The following is a 24,075-nucleotide window of genomic DNA, read 5'->3' as shown; positions in this document are numbered from 1 at the left end:
ATGAAATCACTGTATTCTAGATTTGTTTTTATGACAGTTGGAATTATGCTACTTAGTAGTATAATTGGCTTTTTATTAACGAATGTGTACTATCAAGTGAAGTTAAAACCGTACAATAGTGAAAAGATTTTAAAGTATGCTGAAGAAGTAAAATCATTATATGAAAAGCAAAGTGAAGAAAATAAAGAGGTATACTTACAGTCTATTGCGAAATTAGGATATGAAATTTATATTGTAGATGACCAAAAGAATGGAAAGCGTATCGGGAATGCGTTTCGTAAAATAAAGATTAGTGATGATACAGTTCATAAAGTATTGCAAGGTGAAACGTTTAATGGCGTTTCCACATATCCAACCCGTTTGTTTATTACAGGATTTTTCGATAATGAATTAATTAATAGTGTAGGTGTCCCATTAAAACATGGTGATAAACAGTACGCTTTATTTATTCGCCCTGATATTCAGCAACAATTTGGCGAGATGAGAATTTTCTTAGCAGTATTACTCGGTTTTATCGTTTTATTAAGTATCATTTTTATAGCGATCGCAGCAGGTTATATTGTTCGTCCCATTCGAACATTTACGAAAGCTACCAAAAAGATTGCAAGTGGTGAATATGATATTGAATTAGATGAAAATCGAAAAGATGAAATTGGTACGCTAGCGACTAATTTTCAAAAGATGACGAAGAGTATAAAAGAATTAGATCAAATGAGACAAGAATTCGTTTCTAACGTTTCTCATGAATTCCAATCGCCACTTTCTTCGATACAAGGTTTTTCGAAAACATTACAGTCGGAGAATATGAGTGAAGAGGAAAGAAAACGTTACTTGAAAATTATTGAGGGCGAAAGTAAGCGGATGTCTAGTTTATGTAAACAGTTACTTACGCTCGCTTCACTAGATAAAGAAGAGAAAGTTTTACAAATTAAAGAGTTTCACCTACAAAAGCAAATTAAAGACGTCATTTTTATGCTCGAATGGAAGTGGCGTGAGAAAGATATAGCTGTTGAATTTGATGTACCGGACATCACTATAAAAGGTGATGAAAACTTACTGCATCAAGTATGGAGCAATATTTTTACGAATAGCATTAAGTTTTCAAACGATGGCGATACGATTGAATTTGTTGTAGAAGAATTAGAATCTAGCGTTATGATCTCTATATCAGACAACGGAATTGGTATGGAAAAAGAAGAAATGGATCGTATATTTGATCGTTTTTACAAAGTAGATACAGCAAGAGCAAGAAACGTAGAAGGTAGTGGTTTAGGATTATCGATTGTGCAGAAGATTGTGGAACTGCATAATGGAAATGTTTCAGTGTATAGTACGAAAGGGGAAGGGACGACCGTTCAGGTTGAGCTTCCGAAATAAATGAAAAGGAAGAGGCTGTTTTGGAACGGCCTCTTTTTTGGTCGTTTTTTGTCGGTAAGTCGATATAATTCGAGTTGCGCTGATATAAATTTAACGTACTGTATTTCTGCTATAAAGCCGCACCTTTCCCACGTTCTTCCTTAAAATGGACCCCAAAAGTATCCGCTGTAATTTCATCAGCTTTCGGCAATGCTCGTAATTTCGGATGAAGTAGCCATACGAGAGAAATAAATAAAATCCCGATGCTAGCGAGCGCGAAAATGAGTTGGCTACTATATACATTTGCGGTGTATCCGCCAATTAATGAACCAAGCGGCATAGCGATTGTACCCATACTTCGCATGACAGAGTTGATGCGTCCAATATATTGATTTGGAATTAAAGTTTGACTAATTGTCGCAAATAATATGTTGGTCGCACCAATTGGTATCCAAGCTAGGCCGAATAAAAAAATGGATAACCATTGAAACGGTACAATCGTAGAGAGAAACCAAAAGAAAGCACCAGCCGCAAAGCTAATAATGGAGACACGGCCAACATGACGTTTGCCAACCCATGAACTGAATAAAGCACCGATGAGACTACCTGCTGATATAGCAGCTAAGAAGAAGCCATATGATTTCACGCCTCCTAAAGAATCAGCGAAAGAAGGGAGTATGGCCATCGTCATACCAATTGAAAAATTAGCGACTACTGAACCGATTAAGAATACGCCCATTAATGAACGGAAGACGATCGAAAACCCCTCTTTTAAATCAGTGAAATATTGTTTAGTTGAAAGTGATGTATTGGTTTCTGTTTGCTTTGGCATTTTCAATGAAAAGAACAAAAGGGCAGTAATCGCGAATGTAAAAGAGTCTATTACATATAAAGTGATTGCGCCAAGTAGTGCTACTAATATTCCAGAAAGAGTCGTACAAATTAAATCAATGCCTTGATATGCAAATGAAAAGAGTGAGTTTCCTTTTAATAATTGTGTTTTATGCAGTAGAAGTGGTAAAGCTTTCGATTGTGCGGGATAGGCGAATTGTTCGATAAAGGCTACGATGGGCATAATGATGAGTAGTAGTTGGACTGTTAATAGGTCGAAGTAGTGTGTAATAGGAATGATTAATATAAGAATGCATTGCAGAACTTGTGTGATGACGAGGGTGTTTTTAATTGGCCACCTATCAACGAATGGACCAGTAAGAAATTGAAGTGCAGAAGGTAATAATGTAAGAAAACCAGCTAATCCAGAATAAAAAGGATTGCCACTCAGCTTATATACGAGCCACATTGCGGCGACATAATACAAGCTATCTCCTATGTTTGTAAAAATTCTCCCTAAAAACAATAAGAGGAAATTCCGGTTTTTTAATATGTCCATTTAATCTACTCCTTTATAATAAATTTATTCGGTAAAATAAAATTGACCGTTGTTGTAAAAAAAATCGAATTACGATTTTTCTTCTTTTTTAACAAAGCGTTGCATTGCTCGCTCATCGATTTGTAGTGCAGTAGTAGAAATGTAATATGATTTACTATTTGGATCTTTATCCGCGTCTTTTGTGATCTCATTTAATTCAGCCATCAATTCATAAAATTTTTTCACCCACACTTGAAATTGTTCTGGCTTAGCATCAAACTCCCAGCAGGATGAAACATAATTCCACTCAGAGGGGTCTTCGCTTACTTTTCGTAATGTAAAAGCTTCTTCTGGTGCAGCGAGAATATGGCTTTTCGTTCTTTCCGTCATTTGTAAAAAGATTTGGCGACCTGATTCGCTTAATATTTCTAAATGAGGTAATAGTTCTGCGGCAGGGGTAAAGCCTCTAGCGACAGATTGATAAAATTTTTGAACGATGCCATTTTTTTCTTCTGTATAGACGATTTCTATAAAACCATTCTTCTCTAATTCTTTTAAATGATAATGAATTTTCGCCCTTGAAATGCCGAATTTCTCAGATAGTAGTTGCCCTGTATAAGGACGTTCACATAGACGCATCATCATTTCGACTCGTAGTGGATCGCTCATTGCTTTTAGTTGGCTATAAGTAGTTAGTGTGAACATGGGTTTCAAAATGATCAACTCCTTAAATTAAATTACTCGGTCAATATTATTTGACTGAATTGTATCAAGGATTATATTTGTTTTCAATACTTTCAGAAAATTTAATCTTTATTTTTTGATCTTCTGTTCATATTCCGTTCATATTTCTTTTTTATGATAAGTGCATAGAAAGTAAGAGAAGGGAGCGAGCGAAATGTTTTTAGCTCTGCGTGAATTAAAACAATCAAAATTAAGATACGGGTTAATCGGACTTATTATGGTGTTATTATCATTTTTAGTCCTTGTGATTTCAGGATTAGCAAATGGGTTGTCGTATGATAATGCATCGTCAATTCAAAATATGGAGGCAAATAAGTTCGTTTTAGCAGATGATGCGGAAAATAAATTACTTCGTTCACAAATTAAGAAAGATGATGTAGATAACGTAGTAAATCAAGCCGGCGAGAAAGAGGCAGTTCCGTTTCGTGTGAAGATTTCAACTTATGAAAAGAAAGATAGTTCGAAAAAAGTTGATGTCGCTATTTTCTCAAGCGAACGTGATTCATTTTTAGAACCGAAAATTGTAAAAGGTGAGAAATTAGGTACAGCAAACAACGAAATGGTTGCTGACGAATCAATTAAAGAAAAAGGAGTAGATATTGGGGATACAATTATCGATCCTGTTTCAAAGAAAGAATTTAAAATCGTTGGATTTACGAAAGATCAAATGTTTAGCCATACACCAGTCGTTTATGTAAATGAAGACGTATGGGGCTCTATCTCTCAACCAAATCAAAAAGATTATAGTGCAATTGCGCTTAATACAGATAAAGAAATTAAAAATGCACATGTTATCGACAAAAAAGAAGTATTACAAAGCATTCCAGGATTTAAAGAAGAGCAAGGAACATTAACGATGATCATTGCATTCCTACTTGTTATCGCTGCGTTACTAATCGGTGTATTCTTCTACGTAATTACACTGCAAAAAACACAGCAATTAGGTGTATTAAAAGCAATTGGTACAAAGAACACTTATTTAGCAAATAGCTTAGTCGTACAGGCGCTATTCTTATCAGTCGTGGCGATGATAATCAGCATCGTTCTTGTACAAGGGTTAGAACAAATTTTACCAGCAGGTATGCCGTTCTTATTAACGACACCGATGATTGCACAATATGCAGTAATCTTTATCGTAATTAGTATTTTAGGAACACTTATTTCGTTATATCAAGTATTAAAAGTTGATGCATTAGAAGCAATTGGAGGCGGGATGTAATGACTTCATTATTAAAATTAGACAAAGTAAGTAAAGTGTACGGGGAAGGGAATACTGAAGTAACAGCCCTTCATCCGATGTCGCTTGATGTGAAAGCTGGAGAGTTTATCGGAATCGTCGGTCCTTCTGGATCAGGGAAAAGTACATTATTATCAATCGCGGGTGCATTACTATCACCTTCAAAAGGGGATATTTACATTCGTGAGCAAAATATTACGCAGTTATCAGAAAAGGAAATGACAGATATTCGTTTGAAAAAAATCGGATTCATTTTCCAATTTGCAAACCTTGTTCCATATTTAAATGTAAAAGAACAATTACTTTACATTGCAAAGCTAAAAAAAGAAAGTAAACAAGAATCAGAAAAGCGTGCGGATCATTTATTAGCGGCATTTGGATTAGGAGAAAGAAAAAAACATTATCCCAATCAACTATCTGGTGGAGAAAAACAAAGGGTGGCAATCGCTCGTGCTTTCATGAACAACCCAGATTTAATATTAGCTGATGAGCCAACTGCAAGCTTAGATTCAAAACGTGCACGTGAAGTCGTTGAAATGATGAAACGTGAAGTGAAAGAAAGTCAAAAAGCAGCAATTATGATTACACATGATGAAAGAATGCTCGATGTATGTGATCGTATATTGACGCTTAGAGATGGGCAATTGGTATGATGAAAAAGGAACTCTTACGATTGTAAGAGTTCCTTTTTTTATTTAAATTAAAGAGGTTTTATTTATTTTGTTATACATTAACAAGAGGAAGAGGGTGGTATACTTTGTGGAAAGCGGAATAGATTTTCAGGGTCATATTTTGCTTTTATTTTCCGAAGTTTAGCAAAGTTTGATCCGTAATATTCTTGTCCGAAATTTTCGATGTTTTGATCTGGAACATTAACATAAGAACCAGTTACATAAGGTTTTATTAATTGGCGTACTCTTTCAACTGATGCTAGATTTGCAGCCTCTTCGGACTTATCTTTCCAACTAGCAGTCCATTCCGTATAAAATAATGGGCTACGCCAAAAGAAAGCTGTTTTATTGCTAGGTACTTTACTTATAGCACCTCCCCAATTAATAAAAAAGAAATTAGCTTCTGTTCCAGTAGCTTCTTCTAAAAATTGTTTCATAATTGAAATAGGCTCTTCCGGCCAAAGGTTAAGTGCCCAAGCCGAAGAAAACTTAACGCTCTGATCAGATCGACCAGGGATTGGCTCATCTGGATCTAAGAAATCTATAGCGGCTGGATAGGGTAATTCTTCTATAACAATTTGTGTTGGAGTTCCAGCACTTGTTAAAGGTTCTAATAAGCTTATAAGCTCGTTTTTTGAACCTAAAAAAATACCTTCTGCATGACAAAGTCCATTTATTTTGCTGTAAATTTCAAGTAGGCATCCTAATCGTGAATCTACAAAAGGTGCCCATTCTTGCCAAACTTTGAAAACAGTTTCTAACTGATCCCATGGCCAAATGATATTGAAGACTGTGGCAGTTTTAGGAGCACGGTGAAGCTTCAATGTATATTCAGTATTGTATCCGAAATTTCCACCGCCACCACCTCTAGAAGCCCATAATAAATCTTTATTGCAACATGGATCTGCTTGGATGATTCGGCCTGTCGCATCTACTGTTTCCAAAGCAATAAGGTTATCACTTATTAGACCGATTGTTCGTGAAACTACACCAAATCCACCGCCCATTGTAATGCCACCAATTCCAACTGTTGGACTATCTCCAAATGGTGACATAAATCCTTCTCTAGCTAGTCCTTTCACAAGTGGGCCGACGTGAATTCCAGTTTGAACGGTTGCTATACCATTCTTTTTATCTAAACTAACTTTGTTCATATCACTTACATCGATAACAATGCCGCCATTTACTACAGAAAGATTTTTATCTAGTGCATGCCGACCACTTCTGACACGTAAGGGAACATGATTTTCGCGAGCCCATTTAATGGCGTTACTGACATCATATGAATTTTGTGCAAAAACAAAGACGAGGGGGAAGACATCAACGTAAGGATTCCAATTCTTAATAGCTTCTATATAACCGGGATCTCCTTTGTAAATTACTCGTCCTGTGAGCTTTGTTGAACCCATGTATTTCACTCCTTATAAATATTTTATAGATGTCGTTCTAATGTAGCGATGGAACATGGTCATGTAGTAATTAGAAGAATAAGGACTTTATGGGAGGGATGATGAAAATATCATGTAGGTGCCAGTAGAGGGTGAATATGCGGCAGTATAGATGATTTGGAAAATTTTATTGCTACACAAGTTCTATTAGTAGTGTATGAATTGAGAGTTAACTTTGTTAAAGAATTGTACATTTTCCTATCAGTATGACTTAGGTGAATTACAGTACGAGTGAAAGTTTTTCAGTTTTGTTAAAGCATAATGAACTAATATAAGTTTGGCATTTGATAAAATAATTGATATATATGTTTTTAGTGGAATTATCATATTGAAAAAGTGAAAGGTTTGCCTTTACAAAAAATGATATGTGGATAGAGGAGAATCTAAATTTAGAGGAATAGCTAGTACGTAAACTCACCTATATTTGGCCTCTTCTTTAAGAAGCCGATGCAAAGGTTCTTAAAGAAGAGACAGTAGATTATATAATATAAATTATAACTGTTTTATAAATACTTTTTAATTTTATTACGCGTAAGTAATAGAACGCCGCCTAAGACAGATAACATCCCGAGTGGCACGTTACTTGATTGCTCACTACCAGCGTTAGGGAGCTCTCTAGCATTATTTTTCGCTGGAACAGTAGTATTGGTGTTATCCGCTGTCGTTTGTTTAGGTTGTGATACTTCATTAATTTTGTTATCTACATTTTGCTTCGTTGTATGTAACTCAGCTAATTTGTCGTCAATTTTCTTCTCAGTATGTTTAAAGTCGTTTATTTTAATATCTAAGTCTTGTTTTTTCTGTGTTAAATCGTCTGAAACAGTTTGTTTTGCTTGTTTAATTTCATTTATTTTATTTATTAAGTCTTGTCTAGCCTCTTGTAACTCAGCTAGTTTGTTTTTCACATCTTGTTTAGCAAGTTCTAAGTTAGCTGAAAGACTATCTAAATTTTGTTTGATTTTCTTAAGTTCTTCTAACGTGTTACCTGCATTCGGCTTGTTTTCTTTAATTTCAGCAAGTTTATCCTCAGCAGTTTGTTTCGCTTTCTTTAACTCAGCCAATTTTTCATCTACTTGTTTTTTAACTTCCTTAAGTTCATTAACCTTCTGATCGATGTTCTCTTTATGTTGCTTAATTTCATTCACTTTTTCATCTACAGTTTGTTTATGATCTTTAAGTTCATTAACCTTTTCATCGATATTTTGCTTATGCTCTTTAATTTCAGCGACTTTGTCATCTACTTGTTTTTTATGCTCTTTAATTTCAGCAATTTTATCCTCAGCAATCTGTTTATCTTGCTGAAGTTTTGCATCTAACTCTTGTTTATGTTGCTTAATCTCGCCGATTTTTTCATCTGCAACTTGTTTACGTTGATGTAGTTCATTAACCTTTGTATCAACATTTTCCTTAACTTGGTTAAGTTCATTTAATGTTTGATCCACATTTTCTTTGTGTTGCTGCAATTTCGCATCTAACTCTTGTTTATGTTGCTTAATTTCAGCTAATCGATCTCCAGTACTTTGCTGGGGAGTAGCATCATTTACTTCTGCATGAGTAGGGGTAGATCCCGCAATCATTGCTAAAGCTAGTGTAGACGCAGCGATTGTTTGTTTTGTTTTCATATTTTTGTACCTCTTTCCTATGAATAAACTCTATTGTGTAAAATTGAGCATATAAAAGCAGATTATTATATCATTATATACCATGTTCGGCGCTTAGAGGAAGTATTTGCATAATAATCTGTGATTATGTAATTCTTATAGTCTCTTATTTTGGGATAGGGGATAAATCTTCAGCAAGATGAACAATTTCTTCGATAGTAGAGTTTACATCTTTATTATTGCGAATAACAAACAAATAATCAGCCTCGTTTTCTACAGGATCTACTACATCTTCATGAAGGGATTCAGCCTGTTGGCGATTGAGAACTTCTTTGAAACTGGAATAGTTACCTCTAAAAATATTTGTAATTCGCGTGCTTCGAGCCACTCTTTCATAAAGTACATCATCTGGGATGTCAAAATGTACTAATATACGTACATATTCGTTTTGTGGAAATAATTCGTTTAGTAAATATAATCTTCCGTTTTTACTGCGATTGGAATTACAAATGATAAGGTGTAAATTTGTATATTCTTTTGCATAATCAACGATGAATTTTGAAAGACCATGCTTAAATGTATTAGGGCCCTTAGTCGGCTGTAATTTTTCATAATGCGTGCTAATAAATTCGGCTTGGTTATCTTGATCCATAACGAAAGAGTGGGATAGCTCTTTTTCTAATGCTTTTGCAAATGTAGTTTTCCCGCTGTGTGTTTTTCCTACTGTGATGATGACTAATCTTTTCATATTGGCCTCCATAAGTATTGTTATAATCAGGAATGTTCGGTGTGAATCGACAATTTTCCTGCCAGAGAATATGCAAAGTGTCGGAGTGGTAGTGGGCCGAAAATTTTACAAATAAACTTATTTATTATGTAATTTACCAATATTAAAAAAGTGTGAAATAAGGTTCTCCTAGCCAAGGGGACCCTATTTTTGTTGTGAAAATGAAGGATTGTGATGTGATGTTGTCCTAACTCAAATGAACTAAAAATATTCTGTTTAGAAAGAGGCAAGCAATACTATTATTATTGAAATATGTATATGGAAGGGAATTTAATTTCGTTTATTTCTCTTGAGGTGAAGCATAAGGAATAATTACTTGAAGCTTTAAAAAATCCCTGAAGTATGGGAATGTTCCTGGTGAAAAGGAGATTTAGAGTAAATATTAATAATAGCTGTTAATAATAAAAAAAGGTGGGAAACGTATACCTTTTATTGTTAAGTACAGCCTTTCATAATCTATGTTAAAGTAATTGGAAAATTCATGGGAAAATGTTATGGTTTATTTGGGAGCTGCACATTATTTATGTTCAGTAAAAAAGGGGGATTAAAGTGGGAGCTAAAATTTTTAACGGCAGGCATATAGCCAATAGCAAGGATAAAGAATTTGTTGTTTTTATTATTGGTATGCGTATTAATAACCTATTAAAATTTTGGAAGTGGATACCAGTTTTTAACGCTATGGGACCTATGATTAAAGAATTGTATCAAAACCCACAATGGGGTTTCTTACATACAGAAGTTTTATTTAGTTGGAGAAAAGTAATCTTAATTCAATACTGGAAAGGATTCGATGAGTTAGTAAACTACGCTCACGGAAAAAAACATTCACATGCTTGGAAATCATACAACAATAAGATTAAAGATAATGGGAGTGTCGGTGTATTTCATGAAACCTATCAAATAGAAAAAGGTGCTTCTGAAGCAATCTATGTTAATATGCCAAAAACAGGTTTAGCTATAGCTACCAAGCACATAGCAGTATCTCAAGATACTAATACTGCTAAAAAAAGGATGGGCGAATAATTTAGAATTTTTAATATTTATATTGGTGAAAAATGAAGTATAAGAAAGACACCTCAGAGTGTTTTTCTTTTTTTCAAAAGGACCTGCTCATTAAAATAGGAATATTATGTATGTAATTTCAATTTTCCTCTTGAAAACATACAATTTTTCGAAGTGTTAAGGAGAGCTGAAAACTTGACAAAAAAACTTATTTATGCTATAATTTACCAATATAAAAATAACGTGTATAATAGGGTTCTCCTGGCCAGGGGGACCCTATTTTTGTTGTGAAAATGAAGGAGAGTGTATGTGCGTGAAAAAAGGTGAAGCAAGTGTAACGTCGTTAGTATCAGCTTTCGGAAGGGCGTATCATAGTGAATTTGATAGTCCTAAAATCTTTGATGATTATGTAGCTAAAGATTTAATTTCACAAAAAGAACGTAACAATATTGAAATGAATATGGTTCAAGGGATACATTTTTTCAATAAAGATATTGCAGAGAAGTTTCAAGATGATTCGAAGGAAATATTAAAATGGATTACACAAGTTCAATTATCACCAACACCTTTAGCACGTGCGGCATATTGTGAAAGAGTATTACTCCATGAAATTACATTGGGAGCAAAACAATACGTCATACTCGGTGCTGGCTTAGACACGTTCAGTTTTAGACACAAAGAATTAGAAAATAAAATAGAAATATTTGAAGTGGATCATCCTACTACACAAGGTTTTAAGAAGGAGAGAATAAAAGAAGCAAAACTTGAAGTTCCAAATAATCTTCATTTTGTTTCCATGGATTTCACGAAAGGTTTTTCCTATGAACAGTTACGTAATGAAGGATTTGAAAATAAAAAGACTTTCTTTAGCCTTTTAGGTGTTACGTACTATTTAACAAAAGAAGAGCTTTCTAGTTTAATAGAATGTTTATTCGAGATGGTTCCAGAGGGGAGCTCTATCGTTTTCGATTATCCGGATGAAAACTTATTTATGGAAAAAGGATTATCCAATCGAGTTGAAAACATGGTGAAAATGGCTGCAGTAGGGGGAGAACCGATGAAATCATGTTATTCTTATGCCGAGATGGAAGCACTGTTAGAAAAGGCGGACTTACTCATTTATGAGCATTTATCGCCAGAAGACATAAATAAATTATATTTTGAAGGACGAAGCGATTATTTAGAAGCTTTTGAGACGGTGCAGTATATTCATGCGGTGAAGAAGTAGATAATTAGTATTGTGAATTTTCAGGGGAAACAATTGGGATATCTTAAGAAAGAAGAGACTTTGTCTTTTTATTGTATACACGAATCAGTTTACTTTAATAGTTAGATTAAAATAAACTATGATATGATTAGTATTGGATTTCTTAATAAGGAGGGGTTAAAATGAAGCCAGAACAAATTGTTAGAAAATTTTTTGATGAAGTACGTTCAGGGAATAATCCTGACTATTCAAATCAATTAATGGCAGAAAAAGTATTGGCACATCAAATTGTATCTGAAGAAGAACAAACAGTTTGTAGAACACCTGAAGATTATGCTGAACATGTAAGAGAGATGATTGAAGTATACGGTAATTTTTCTTTAGAAATTCAAGAATTTTTAGTACAAGGAAGTAAAGTATATGTACGTTGGAAACAAGTAGGTATGCATGTAGGAGAAATTGATGGATATCAACCTACAGGACTTCCGATAATTCAAATGGCAAGTGCGGTGTATAGAGTAGAAGATGGGAAAATTGCAGAGTATTGGATTCAAATTGATAGGTCAGGAATTCAAAACCAATTAGAGCGCAATAAAAATATTCAGTAGTTAACTTTTAAAGCTATAAGTAGGCATGGGGAGAAATCTCTGTGTCTCTTTTTTTAGGAAAAACAAGGAAATTAAATGTAGTGATGGAAAATATAATTATAAATATATTGCTATATATTATATAATATCTGAATATATAATATATACTAATCGATGTTTTGTAGAATCTAAAGGAAAGGGGAAATAGAAGATGTTGAAATTACAAGGGAAATACAATGAAGCGAAAGTATTTACTACGAATGTTGAAGAAACTGCAGCAGGTCAAATTATTGATCTTTGTAATCAAGAGTTTGTAAAGGATAGCAAGATTCGTATTATGCCAGATACTCATGCAGGGGCAGGCTGTACGATTGGGACAACAATGACGATTCAAGATAAAATCGTTCCTAATTTAGTCGGGGTAGATATTGGTTGTGGCATGGAAGTTGTTATGATCGATAAGAAAAAAGAAGAAATCAACTTCGATCATTTAGACGAAACAATTCGTAAATTTGTCCCAAGTGGTTTTCGTATTCGAGATAAGGAACATCGATTTTCAAAAATGATTGATTTTGATAGTGTAAGAGCCCCTTTTACATTGCAACGTGCTCAAAAGAGTATAGGTACACTTGGGGGAGGAAATCATTTTGTCGAATTGAATGAGGATAACAAAGGGAATGTATATATTGTCATTCATAGTGGTTCTCGTAATTTAGGCAAACAGGTAGCAGAGTATTATCAAAACCTTGCTTACGAGCAACTTATTAATGTTAAATCTATTAAAGAAGAAATCATTGAGCGTCTTACAAGAGAAGGTAGACAACAAGAAATACATGAAGCTATACGAGGAATTAAGAAGCCGGCGATTCGTAAAGAGTTAGCTTATTTAGAAGGTCAAGGATTTAAAGATTACATGAATGATATGAAAATTGCTCAAAAATATGCGGAGTTAAATCGTAAAGCAATGATGGATGAAATCGTCACTAGAATGGATTGGAAAGTAACAGATCAATTCACTACAATTCATAACTACATCGATTTGGAAAATATGATTCTAAGAAAAGGTGCTATTTCAGCTCAGAAAAATGAACGAGTAATCATTCCAATCAATATGAGAGACGGTTCAATCATTGCATTTGGTAAAGGAAATCCAGATTGGAACTTTTCTGGACCGCATGGCGCAGGACGTATTATGAGCCGTAAGAAGGCGAAAGAAGTACTTAACTTAGAGGATTTTCAAAACACAATGACAGCGGTTTGGACTACATCTGTTGCAGAAAGGACGTTAGATGAAGCCCCGATGGTATATAAGCCAATGGATGAGATTGTTGAGAATACAAAGGACACAATCGACATTAAACATATTATTAAGCCGATTTACAATTTTAAAGCGAACTAAAAGGGGAGCAATGTTTATATAGTGCTGGAACATATTGAGTATGTTGCGATTGGAAGGGAGATGGATTATGGAAAATAAAGTATATGTTTTTATAGGAGTTTTAGCGGCTATAAGCATTTTTATCCTTTCGATCGTTTTCCTTTATTTCAATCCTTACAGCAATCAAATGCTTGATAAGAAAGTATATATCACTGTATTTTTCATTTTGTTGCTTCCTTCTTTTTTAGCAGTAATTGCAGTACTTGTTAGAAAACCTATTTTGATGATTCTTTTTGGAGCTTGGTTATTACCTGGGACGCTGTACCTTAGTATAGCTGCAATACCTACGTTATGGAATTTATATATTATATTTCTAATAATTTATTTTATATCTATCGTTCGGATAAAAAAGAGAAATGCTTGAAGAAAGTATTTCTCTTTTTTTATTAAGTTTTTGAAACGGAAATGGAAGGGTGAGGAGCGTAATGAAACGGGGATTATCTAAATTAGCAAACGTGCTAGTCAACCATTCTACTAAAGTACAACCTGGTGATCAAGTATTAATTCAAAGTGTTACTGAAATAGATCCTATGGTAGTTCGTGAAATTATTAAGGCTGTGGAAAAAGCAGGGGGATATGCACATGTATCAATGCGTGACGTTTCTGTTACGAGGCAATTGATTTTGTCTGGATCTGAAGAACAATTTAAGTTGTTTGCGGATTGGGAGTGTTATCGCTTAAGTAAGATGCAAGTATATATTAATCTCCGTAGTCCTAGAAATGCATACGAATTAGCGGATGTACCAGCAGAAAAAATGAAATTGTATCAAAAGGTATTTGGAAAAGCTCATAGTGAAGCAGTGTATAAAACGAGATGGGTGACAACTCGAATTCCAAATGCAGCCTCTGCGCAAGAAGCGAATATGAGCACCGAGGCTTATGAAAAGTTTTATTATGATGTTTGTACGTTAGATTACCATAAAATGTCGAAATCAATGAATCCGTTAAAAAAATTAATGGAAAAGACAAAGCAAGTGAGGATTATTGGGAATGGTACGGATTTGAACTTTTCAATTGAAGGAATCGGTGTATTAAAGGGAGATGGTACGGATAATATCCCTGATGGCGAAATATATACAGCACCTATTAAAAATTCAGTAAATGGCGTAGTAACATTTAATACAGTATCAGTTCAACAAGGTTATGCGTTTCAAAATATAAAGTTACATATTAAGCATGGAAAAATAATAGAGGCATATGCAAATGATACAGAGCGAATGAATCAAATTCTTGATACGGATGAAGGAGCACGATATATTGGAGAATTTGCACTAGCTTTTAATCCTTACATATTACACCCTATGAATAATACGTTATTCGATGAAAAAATAAATGGTAGTTATCATGTAGCAATTGGAGATTCGTTACAAGGTGCAGACAATGGGAATAAATCAGCAATACATTGGGATTTAGTAAACATTCAAAGGCCAGAGTATGGCGGTGGTGAAATTTGGTTTGATGACGTACTGATAAGAAAAGATGGACGTTTTATTTTGTCAGAGCTGTTCGGATTAAATGAAGAAAATTTGAAAAGGTAAAGTGCTTTATTGAAATTGTGTAAAGGAGATTAAAACCCACCATAACAAACAAAAAAATTCATTGTATAAAGTTACATTTATTTAATGTAAATGAATAAATAGCTAGATTGGCGTGGCTCGGTAATTGTTGAGTGAAAAAAGACAAAATCTCTTGAAAAACACTTAATTTTTTACTACATCAATCTTTACAATCCCCCCATATAATGTGAATAGAACTAGCACTTATTTAGAAGCCTTTGAAACAGTGTATTTTGTACATGCGGTGAAGAAGTAGAGGATTAGTAGGCATGGGGAGAAATCTCTGTGTCTTTTTTTAATGGAGATTTCTCCTACAAAAGTAGTAGAAATTTCATTTGAATTTACTACCACAGTTGGATATATCATATTTCAATTTCGATAGAATAGTAAATAGGTATATTGGATATAGAGATACATACTTCGGATTTAGAATTACAGGAACTACTAAGCCCGTTGTTACCAATAAAGAAGGGAGCAAGTAGAATGATACAGAACATATATGAAACTCATTTACATGTAAGAGATTTAGAAAAGGCGATAGATTTCTATCAAAATAAGTTAGGGTTAGCATTAGCAAGAAAGCTATCCAAAAGAAAAGTGGCTTTCTTTTGGGTAGGAGAAAGTAAAAAGCAAATGCTTGGACTATGGGAAGTACATAATATTGAAGATTTTGAGATGAAACACTTTGCTTTTGGTGTAGATTTAGAATTTCTAAAGGCTTCTAGATCGTGGTTAGAGAATCGTGGAATAGAAGTGGTAGGAAGCCAAGGAAAAGGAAATCAAGAGCCAATTGTCCAAAGATGGATGCCAGCTGCAAGTGTATACTTTTTGGATTTTGATGGAAATAAATTAGAGTTTATTTCTATGTTACATGATAATCCAGATGAATTAGAATATGCATCCTATTTAAGTGAATGGAATGCGGAACACCAAGAGAAATAAATGAGATTGTATCTATAAAACGGAAAAAACGGTATTCTTTTTGTGAAAATATACAGAAAAGATGGCCGTTTTATTTTACCGGAGTTATTCGAATTAAATGAAGAACATTTAAAAAGGTAAAGTGTTTTATTGAGATTATGTAAAATAGATTAAAACACAACGTATCAAACTAAGCGAGTTATCGTGTGATTTTACACTCATTTAATATTAATAGGTAAATAGAACAATTGGTGCCAATTGTTAAATGGGTAGTGTAAAAAAGACAAAATCTCTTAAAAAACACTTAAATTTTTACGCCATCAATCTTTACAATCCCTCTTTATAATATGAATTGGACAAGCAACTAAGAGAATGCAGAACATGTCAGTTTATACATTCTATTATTAGGGGGAGAAATTGTATGAAAAAGGCAGTTGCTTTGTTAGCTGTTATGGCGGCGTTATTAGCGACATTTTCAGCACATGCAGAAGTAAAAGAGCAAGTTCGAAAGTCAGCTACAACTTTTAATGTTATTAGCGACATTCAAGGAGATTTAGGGGATTTTGATCATGTGTTAAAAGATATGATCAAAGTGACGCCACTTTCTAGAGCGCTTATTATGAATGGGGATATAACGTCAACTGGACAGCAGTCACAATATGATGATGTAAAGCGTGTGTTAAACAAAAATAAGCTCCCGGAAAATGTATGGTCAACAGTTGGGAATCATGAGTTTTATGCAGGTAAATGGACGGCTGATGGGAAACTCTCTCAAAATACATGGCCAAATGGTGTAACTGAGGAAACGCTATTTAACCGCTATCTGAAATTTAGTGGGCAAGAAAAGGTATATCATAAAAAAGAATTAGACGGTTATCCGCTTCTATTTTTAGGAACAGAAAAATATATGAAATATCACGATTCAAAAATGTGGGACGAAGTATATATGAGTGATGAACAATTAGGTTGGTTAAAGCAAAATTTAGAAGAGTACAGTCAAAAAGATAAAAATAAGCCAATTTTCATTTTCTCTCATCACGTTTTACCTGATACTGTGTCTGGATCAAGACAATCACCATATTTACAAGATTATTTAAACGTTGATAAATTGTACGATATATTAAAAGACTATCCGCAGGTCGTTTTCTTTACGAGTCATACGCATTGGGATTTAAACTTACCGGACTGGGCTGGTAAAAAGAAAATTGCAGGTGGAGATGAAAAAGGATTTACAGTCGTAAATACTGGCGGAATTGAAACGGGCTGGATGTCGGCTGGACCAAATGGCGGAGAGAAGACTGCGCCGGATGGATATTCTTTCAAACAAGGATTACAAATAAAAGCATATGGTAACGATGTAGTCGTAACGGCTTACGATTATAAACGTGATAAGGATATAAAGAAATTATCAATTAGTGATGCAAAAATCGCACAAATGGCACCAGATGTGACGGCTGATGATAGAAATAATGTAATCGTTGGTGCAACAGAATATATGGAGTATTCTGTAGAAGGAACGAACGAGTGGAATACGTATAATCCAGGAAAACCGCCAAAATTTGATGGCGACAAAATCGTTTACGTCCGTCATAAAGGAGAAATGAATTTACAGCCGGGATTAACGCAGCTGCTTCGTTTTTCGGTAAATAAGTAATTGGAAGAGAGCCTACTTTTTAATGAGTAGGCCTTTTTTGTCAGAAAGTCGATATAAATTTCATGTACCGTACTGAAATTGAAATTCAATACATTTTTAATCCAGAAAGGTGACTTCATCATTTTTACATGTAATAATAGTATCGTTACATATATTGTGAAAGAAGTACAAAAGGAGCGTTACAATGAATTTAGCTAAATTCCCTAGAAAAAAATATACAGAATCATATACACCAATTGAAAAGTTAAACAATTTTTCTGAAGCACTTGGTGGCCCAACTATTTATTTTAAACGAGATGATTTACTTGGTTTAACAGCTGGTGGTAATAAGACGAGAAAGTTAGAGTTTTTAGTTGCGGATGCACAGGCGAAAGGTGCAGATACGTTAATTACAGCTGGTGGTATTCAGTCAAACCATTGCCGTCTAACACTTGCAGCTGCGGTAAAAGAAAAAATGAAATGTATTCTTGTGTTAGAAGAAGGGCTTGAGCCAGAAGAAAAGCCAGACTTTAACGGAAACTATTTCTTATATCATTTATTAGGTGCTGAAAACGTAATTGTTGTGCCAAACGGAACAGACCTTATGGAAGAAATGCATAAAGTAGCGAAAGAAGTAAGTGAAAAAGGAAATACACCATATGTAATACCAGTTGGTGGATCGAACCCTACTGGTGCAATGGGGTATATTGCTTGTGCGCAAGAAATTATGGCTCAATCATTTGAGCAAGGAATTGATTTCAGTTCAGTTGTTTGTGTAAGTGGTAGCGCTGGTATGCATGCTGGTCTAATTACTGGTTTTTCCGGAACGCAAAGCAAAATTCCTGTAATCGGAATAAATGTAAGTAGAGGAAAAGCGGAGCAAGAAGAGAAAGTAGCAAAACTTGTAGATGAAACTTCAGCTCACGTAGGTATTCCAAACTCTATTTCACGCGAAGCAGTTACATGCTTTGATGAATATGTAGGAGCAGGTTACGCTTTACCAACATCAGAAATGGTTGAAGCAGTACAGTTACTTGCGAAAACTGAAGGTATTTTACTTGACCCAGTTTATACAGGTAAAGCAGTAGCGGGACTAATCGATTTAATTAGAAAAGGTAAATTTAATAAAGAGGACAACATTTTATTCGTACATTCAGGTGGCTCACCAGCTTTATATGCGAATACGTCTCTGTTTGCGTAAGTGTGAAAAAGCATTGGATATCCAATGCTTTTTGTTTTGAATTCACGTTGAAATTTGATACAATTTCGTGAATACGCGATGATTTTTCAACATGCAATGGTAAACAACGATATATATATAGGAGATTGATGTATGACAGAATTTTGGGAAGCGAGTTTTATAGAAAATCAAATGATGTGGGGATTTGAAGCTTCAGACTCCGCAATCTTAGCGAAGGACTTTTTCCTTGAAAAGAAAGTGAAGGATATATTGATTCCTGGTATTGGGTACGGTAGAAATGCAAAGGTTTTTATTGATAACGGAATACATGTAACAGGTATTGAAATTTCAAAAACGGCGATTGAATTGGCAAAACAAAATGAGTTTAATGCCGATTTCTTCCATGGCTCAGTAACTGATATGCCTTTTGATAACAAACTGTATGATGGTATATTTTGTTATGCCCTTATTCATTTATTGAATAAGGATGAGAGAGAGAAGTTTATTAAAGATTGTTATAGTCAGTTAAAACCAAACGGATATATGATTTTTACTACTATTTCTAAAGATGCCCCAATGTTTGGGAAGGGGAAACAACTGGGTAAAGACTACTTCGAGATAATGGAAGGGGTAAAAATGTATTTTTATGATGTTGACTCGGTACAACAAGACTTTGGAAAATATGGACTGATGGAAACTAAGGAAATTGTGGAGCCACATAAAAATATGGCAAGTAAACCTCCATTTAAATTTATACTGATCAAATGTCAAAAAACACTATAATTACCATTGTGTAAAAATAGTGAAAGATTACTTAATAAGCTACTTGAGTAAGCGATTCACTCATTGTTCTTTAAAGGCGAAGTAAGGGGAGTCAAATGGCGTCCCTTATTTCGCCTAATTTATTTTAAAGCACGTTCTAAACTTTCAATGAATTATTTGTTATATAATGGAATTATCGAAACGTGAGAGGGGTGATTATATGAGTACAACATTAAGATGGTTCATATACACGATACTCAGCATTTCTATAATACTAATACTTCTTTTAGGTTACGGATTATATTTATATTTTACGTGAAATGATAACCGAACCAAAGGAAAAATAAAATAATTGCTGTGTTAAATAGAGTAAAACACAAACCGATAACCGCTAATATAATTGCTATAACAGCAAAAGTTACTATGAAATATGCGAAAGGAACTACGTAATCTGCTCCAACTCTTTCTAAAATAGGGAGAAAGAGGTTAATAGTAACGAATATACTTACAATGAGAAACGTATAACTTTTCCAAGTGTATGTATTCATTTGCATTGAATAGCACTCCTTCCTTATTAATGTTTATATGTAAAATTAAAAGGTACCTTTTATTAAAAGAGGGGGACTAATATGCGAGTTAGAAAATTGGTTTTAGTTTTTGTTGCTATATGTATATTCATAGTAACCGGCTGTTCAAATATACTAGGAAATGAAGATCAAAGAATCGAAGTGCAAAAACATGTTGGTGATGATAAATATGAAGATTTTAAGATAGTGACAGACAATAATCCGGTGTTGCAAGTAAAGAAAATATTAAATGATACTAACTTTGAAAATAAAAAAGTGGAAATGTCTCGTTCAGCTGATTATCGATTTATTTTTCAGTTTAAAAATCCGAAAATTGAGGTGAAAGCTGTGTCATATCAAATTTGGATTAGTCCTAATAAGGATAAAGTAGAGATAATGGCGGGGGATAATCGGTATGCTCAATTAGAAGGGAAAAACGCAGCTACTTTGTTTTGGATTGTTACGGGAGAGAAGTTAGCAAAAGTATATGGTACTTAACCTTTTGGTGTTTATTGTAATGATTTACTGCTTGTAAGGGACTATTCAATGTGTTGTTCTATTAAAAAATCTAAATTTAATCATTTAAATGCAATAAAACTTGGCCAAAAATAATGAAATTTCAGGGAAAATGAGGTACACTAGTCAATGGTTTTGCTTTAAAATCGATTGACGTTAATGTATACGGGGGAAAGATTGATGAACAACAATACAGTAAATGAATCAGTTGAAGAAGTTGAGAAAAAACGGGTAAGATCAAAAAAACGTTCTACAAATTGGAAGCTTATCGCAGTGGGTATTGGTATAATTGCACTTCTCATTGGGGGAATAAGTTATTATCAGGCAACTCACTTCAATTCGAATGTTACGATTAATGACACAAAAGTCGGTGGTTTGAGTGCTGATCAGGCAATACAGAAATTAAAAACATCTGGACTAGCAAACAAAGTCTATGTCGATCAACAACAAATTTTAGATGAAAAAGAGACAAAAACAGAACTTACGGAAAAAGATTTGCCACAAGTTAAGAAACTACTAAAAAGCCAGTGGACATTTTTCCCTTCCGCAAAGGAAAAAAATTATTCATTGCTACCAGAAAAGGCGGATCAATATCGTAGTGAAACGATGAAAAAACTTGTAGAAGAAAAACTCATCTCTATGAATGAAAAACTAAAAGCGCCTCAAGATGCTATGGCGAAGCTCGAACAAGGAAAGATTGTTATCTCGAAAAGTGTTGAAGGAAAACAGTATGACGTTACTAGTCTACTGAAAGATTACGACAAACAGAAATATAAAAGCGAAATTCATCTGAAGTCTACATACATACAGCCTATTAAAGAAGACGATCCGATTATCAAAAAAGAGGAGAAAGCACTACAAAATCTTCTTCAACAGTCAGTTGAATATAAAGTGCAGAATGAAGTTTATCCTTTAAAAGCGGAAGATTTAATTCAAAATGCCTCTATGTCAAAGGATATGAAGGTTACAATCGATGCGAGCGATATTAAGAATAAGATTGCTGAAATTAATAATGCTAAATCAACATTAAATAAAAATTTCAGCTTTAAAACCCATTCCGGTTCGGTCATATCAGTAAAAGGACAAGGCTACGGCTGGGCACTAGATGTTGAAAAAGAAACAAAACAAGTTGGGCAAGCCTTTGAAAAGGGTGAAAAATCGCTATCTGCTTCTAATATTCACGGAAATGGTTGGGAGAAGGAAGGTATCGGTTATAAAACAACATCGAATAATGGCATCGGAGACACGTATGCGGAAGTTTCAATTGCAGAGCAACAAATTTGGATTTATAAAGATGGAAAATTAGCAGTCACAACAAATGTAGTAACTGGTAAACATAGCACGAGTGAAGATACATCACCAGGTGTGTGGTACGTCCTATATAAACGAACACCATACACGTTGAAAGGAAGCGCAGTAGGTAAAGCTGATTATGCAGTTAAAGTAGATTACTGGGTTCCATTCACAAATAGCGGTCAAGGATTCCATGACGCAGGCTGGCGAACAAACTGGGCAAATAATGCTTATTTAACAGGGGGATCAGGCGGATGTGTTAACCTTCTTCCTGATGTAGCAAAAACTGTGTATGATAGTTTGGACACTTATGATCCAGTTATCGTGTACTAGAAAATAGCTACGTATCAAAAACTTAAACTGATAAACAAAGCAGGAAATCTTACCTGATGGTACATGAAAAAACACCTCTTGCATTCGCATACTAAGTGTGCAAATGCAATGGAGGTGTTTTTGTTTAAAGACAAGGGTTCATTGCTTATAAGAAACAAAGTGGGAAGAGATTGAGATGAAAAAATAGGTGTTCAAATAATCAATAAAATTGACACTGAATATCATTTTCATTTATTATGGAATCGTCGTATGTAATTGGATATGATTTTTGTGAAAAAGTCTATTTTTTATATTGATATAATAGATTTCTATTAAGTTGTCACATTTAAGAACTATCATTAAATCTTTCAAGAATTTAAACGTAGGAAAGGGTAATATAAAATGAACTGGAAAAAAGGCGGATTATGGATTATTATTTTTTTCATTGTAAAAGGCACGATTTCTACACTTTTAATAGTTACAGGTGCTAAATATTTTGATTTATCATTTATGCAACTTGTCGTACTAATACTGATCTTATTACTGATTTCTCTCATAAGTCGAAAATTGCTGTATAAACATAAACAAAGTAAAAAACAAAAAGAGCTAAATATATAATGAAGCCCCAGAGACCTTTGGATTTCTGGGGTTTTACTTATTCAATAGTGAGTTTTGGGTCCGCAATATAAATGGTACACTCCATCAGTTTTATCGGTTGTAAATCAAGAATTCACTAATTTTATTGAATAAATAGAAAACACTTTTCTTTTTCTTTTATTTCATTTAATATCAATAAGGGCACCAAAAAAATAGATAGGGGTGCTAGAATGTACGGTATTATTAATTACGAAGTGTTTTTACTAACAGGGATTTTATTAAATCTAATTCCTGGTGCAGACACCATGTATATTGTGGGGAGAAGTATTTCACAAGGTAGAAAAGCAGGTGTGTATTCTGTTTTTGGTATTATTACTGGTTCTTTAGTTCATACGTTATTGGTTGCTTTTGGTTTATCTATTATACTTACAAAATCCGTTGTGTTATTTAACACCATTAAGGTTATAGGTGTTATCTATCTTGTATATTTAGGAATTAAAATGATACTTGATAAGACAAATGTAGCTTTTCAAGCTCCATCCAATAAATTGAACATTAGAAAGATATATTTACAAGGACTCTTAACAAGTCTTACGAATCCAAAAGTCTCTTTATTCTTTATTGCGTTTCTTCCGCAGTTTATAGATACAAAGGCTGCAGGTCCTATACCTTTTATCATTTTAGGAATTACTTTTACAGTAACTGGACTATTGTGGTGTTTATTTGTTGCTTATTTCTCTTCATATGTCACAAAAAAATTAAGAGGAAATCAAAAGGTAGGAATGATTCTAAATAAAGTAACAGGACTGATTTTTATTGGTATGGGGTTAAAGTTGCTTCAAACGAAGGCTCCTCAATAAACATGAATAATAAAAAAATGCCCCCTTTTAAGAGATGTTATCTTTAATTTAAGCTAATTTCTATATATTAAAAAGCCCCTTCAAATTTGAAGGGGCTTTTTGCTTGTTATTTTGGTTTATCTAAAAATTTATTTCATAGGGCTTGATCTATTTTAATCAATTGTCATGTATGTATGTCCTCCAATGACAAGGTTAAATCCATTCAGTTCGTCATCGTAGCTTCGTTATCTTGCTGTTACATTCCAAAATGCGTACAACAGCGTGTCTTCAAGGTTATACTGATGCTGGAGGTGATTCAAAGTGCCATACGATCGGAAAATGAATTCGAAATAAACTAATTAACAACTAGATTCTTACAAATAAATCCCATCCGTATATCAATTGTTTTATAAACGAATGCGGAATTATTTTTCGGAAGATGAGCTTTTCATT

23 protein-coding genes are annotated in these 24,075 nt (G+C 34.0%); 17 read left to right on the top strand and 6 right to left on the bottom strand.

From position 1 onward, the window contains the following. Complete coding sequence (locus LUS72_RS15730) at positions 1 to 1,377, top strand: sensor histidine kinase (protein WP_097830310.1); 1,377 nt, start codon at positions 1 to 3, stop codon at positions 1,375 to 1,377. A gap of 109 nt (positions 1,378 to 1,486) precedes the next feature. On the opposite strand, the gene LUS72_RS15725 is transcribed toward LUS72_RS15730, so the two are convergent. Both LUS72_RS15725 and LUS72_RS15720 read right to left on the bottom strand, forming a co-directional pair. Beyond that, positions 1,487 to 2,746: an MFS transporter gene (locus LUS72_RS15725; protein WP_097830309.1), complete on the bottom strand. Its 1,260-nt coding sequence runs from the start codon at positions 2,744 to 2,746 to the stop codon at positions 1,487 to 1,489. 69 nt (positions 2,747 to 2,815) lie between these two features. Then, a complete protein-coding gene (locus LUS72_RS15720; protein WP_097830308.1) occupies positions 2,816 to 3,439 on the bottom strand; it encodes an ArsR/SmtB family transcription factor in 624 nt (207 codons plus the stop codon). 184 nt (positions 3,440 to 3,623) lie between these two features. On the opposite strand from LUS72_RS15720, the gene LUS72_RS15715 reads away from it, so the two are divergent. Further along, positions 3,624 to 4,688: an ABC transporter permease gene (locus LUS72_RS15715; protein WP_097830307.1), complete on the top strand. Its 1,065-nt coding sequence runs from the start codon at positions 3,624 to 3,626 to the stop codon at positions 4,686 to 4,688. Further along, entirely contained in the window at positions 4,688 to 5,359 is a 672-nt protein-coding gene (locus LUS72_RS15710) for an ABC transporter ATP-binding protein (RefSeq protein WP_097830306.1), read from the top strand. Before LUS72_RS15715 ends, LUS72_RS15710 begins: the two co-directional genes overlap by 1 nt. Before the next feature lie 77 nt (positions 5,360 to 5,436). On the opposite strand, the gene LUS72_RS15705 is transcribed toward LUS72_RS15710, so the two are convergent. The 3 genes from LUS72_RS15705 to LUS72_RS15695 form a co-directional block, all read right to left on the bottom strand. Continuing rightward, complete coding sequence (locus tag LUS72_RS15705) at positions 5,437 to 6,786, bottom strand: FAD-binding oxidoreductase (RefSeq protein WP_097830305.1); 1,350 nt, start codon at positions 6,784 to 6,786, stop codon at positions 5,437 to 5,439. A gap of 542 nt (positions 6,787 to 7,328) precedes the next feature. Further along, complete coding sequence (locus LUS72_RS15700; protein WP_097830304.1) at positions 7,329 to 8,447, bottom strand: LPXTG cell wall anchor domain-containing protein; 1,119 nt, start codon at positions 8,445 to 8,447, stop codon at positions 7,329 to 7,331. Positions 8,448 to 8,592: 145 nt separating this feature from the next. Then, complete coding sequence (locus LUS72_RS15695) at positions 8,593 to 9,174, bottom strand: AAA family ATPase (protein ID WP_097830303.1); 582 nt, start codon at positions 9,172 to 9,174, stop codon at positions 8,593 to 8,595. 588 nt (positions 9,175 to 9,762) lie between these two features. Here LUS72_RS15695 and LUS72_RS15690 point away from each other — a divergent pair. From LUS72_RS15690 to LUS72_RS15645, 10 genes are all read left to right on the top strand, one after another. Then, positions 9,763 to 10,236, top strand: coding sequence for a DUF4188 domain-containing protein (locus LUS72_RS15690; RefSeq protein ID WP_097830302.1), 474 nt, complete (start codon positions 9,763 to 9,765; stop codon positions 10,234 to 10,236). A gap of 286 nt (positions 10,237 to 10,522) precedes the next feature. Next, entirely contained in the window at positions 10,523 to 11,443 is a 921-nt protein-coding gene (locus LUS72_RS15685; protein ID WP_097830301.1) for a class I SAM-dependent methyltransferase, read from the top strand. A 161-nt stretch (positions 11,444 to 11,604) separates the two neighbouring features. After that, the gene (locus tag LUS72_RS15680) at positions 11,605 to 12,030 is read left to right on the top strand and encodes an ester cyclase (RefSeq protein ID WP_097830300.1); all 426 of its coding nucleotides are present in this window, start codon (positions 11,605 to 11,607) and stop codon (positions 12,028 to 12,030) included. Positions 12,031 to 12,220: 190 nt separating this feature from the next. Beyond that, the gene (locus LUS72_RS15675; protein ID WP_264447090.1) at positions 12,221 to 13,408 is read left to right on the top strand and encodes an RtcB family protein; all 1,188 of its coding nucleotides are present in this window, start codon (positions 12,221 to 12,223) and stop codon (positions 13,406 to 13,408) included. 67 nt (positions 13,409 to 13,475) lie between these two features. Then, the gene (locus LUS72_RS15670) at positions 13,476 to 13,811 is read left to right on the top strand and encodes a hypothetical protein (RefSeq protein WP_097830298.1); all 336 of its coding nucleotides are present in this window, start codon (positions 13,476 to 13,478) and stop codon (positions 13,809 to 13,811) included. Positions 13,812 to 13,872: 61 nt separating this feature from the next. Next, positions 13,873 to 14,985: an aminopeptidase gene (locus LUS72_RS15665; protein ID WP_097830297.1), complete on the top strand. Its 1,113-nt coding sequence runs from the start codon at positions 13,873 to 13,875 to the stop codon at positions 14,983 to 14,985. 501 nt (positions 14,986 to 15,486) lie between these two features. Continuing rightward, the gene (locus LUS72_RS15660) at positions 15,487 to 15,945 is read left to right on the top strand and encodes a VOC family protein (protein WP_097830296.1); all 459 of its coding nucleotides are present in this window, start codon (positions 15,487 to 15,489) and stop codon (positions 15,943 to 15,945) included. 400 nt (positions 15,946 to 16,345) lie between these two features. Then, positions 16,346 to 17,578, top strand: a complete 1,233-nt coding sequence (locus LUS72_RS15655; protein WP_097830295.1) for a DUF4073 domain-containing protein — start codon at positions 16,346 to 16,348, stop codon at positions 17,576 to 17,578. Positions 17,579 to 17,762: 184 nt separating this feature from the next. Beyond that, positions 17,763 to 18,758, top strand: a complete 996-nt coding sequence (locus LUS72_RS15650; RefSeq protein WP_097830294.1) for a D-cysteate sulfo-lyase — start codon at positions 17,763 to 17,765, stop codon at positions 18,756 to 18,758. Between the two features lie 132 nt (positions 18,759 to 18,890). Then, complete coding sequence (locus LUS72_RS15645) at positions 18,891 to 19,520, top strand: class I SAM-dependent methyltransferase (RefSeq protein ID WP_097830293.1); 630 nt, start codon at positions 18,891 to 18,893, stop codon at positions 19,518 to 19,520. Positions 19,521 to 19,810: 290 nt separating this feature from the next. On the opposite strand, the gene LUS72_RS15640 is transcribed toward LUS72_RS15645, so the two are convergent. Further along, the gene (locus LUS72_RS15640; protein ID WP_097830292.1) at positions 19,811 to 20,053 is read right to left on the bottom strand and encodes a hypothetical protein; all 243 of its coding nucleotides are present in this window, start codon (positions 20,051 to 20,053) and stop codon (positions 19,811 to 19,813) included. Between the two features lie 75 nt (positions 20,054 to 20,128). Here LUS72_RS15640 and LUS72_RS15635 point away from each other — a divergent pair, with 75 nt between their 5' ends. From LUS72_RS15635 to LUS72_RS15620, 4 genes are all read left to right on the top strand, one after another. After that, the gene (locus tag LUS72_RS15635; RefSeq protein WP_097830291.1) at positions 20,129 to 20,563 is read left to right on the top strand and encodes a YhfM domain-containing protein; all 435 of its coding nucleotides are present in this window, start codon (positions 20,129 to 20,131) and stop codon (positions 20,561 to 20,563) included. A gap of 198 nt (positions 20,564 to 20,761) precedes the next feature. Further along, a complete protein-coding gene (locus tag LUS72_RS15630) occupies positions 20,762 to 22,207 on the top strand; it encodes a L,D-transpeptidase family protein (RefSeq protein ID WP_097830290.1) in 1,446 nt (481 codons plus the stop codon). A 381-nt stretch (positions 22,208 to 22,588) separates the two neighbouring features. Further along, positions 22,589 to 22,804: a hypothetical protein gene (locus LUS72_RS15625; protein WP_097830289.1), complete on the top strand. Its 216-nt coding sequence runs from the start codon at positions 22,589 to 22,591 to the stop codon at positions 22,802 to 22,804. A 209-nt stretch (positions 22,805 to 23,013) separates the two neighbouring features. Then, entirely contained in the window at positions 23,014 to 23,643 is a 630-nt protein-coding gene (locus tag LUS72_RS15620) for a LysE family translocator (protein ID WP_097830288.1), read from the top strand. Positions 23,644 to 24,075 lie beyond the last annotated feature (432 nt).

It is taken from the genome of Bacillus cereus, from assembly GCF_025917685.1.
Classification (GTDB): Bacteria; Bacillota; Bacilli; order Bacillales; family Bacillaceae_G; genus Bacillus_A; species Bacillus_A cereus_AT.
Note: the sequence above shows the minus strand (reverse complement) of the source record. Positions and strands in the feature narration are given on the sequence as shown.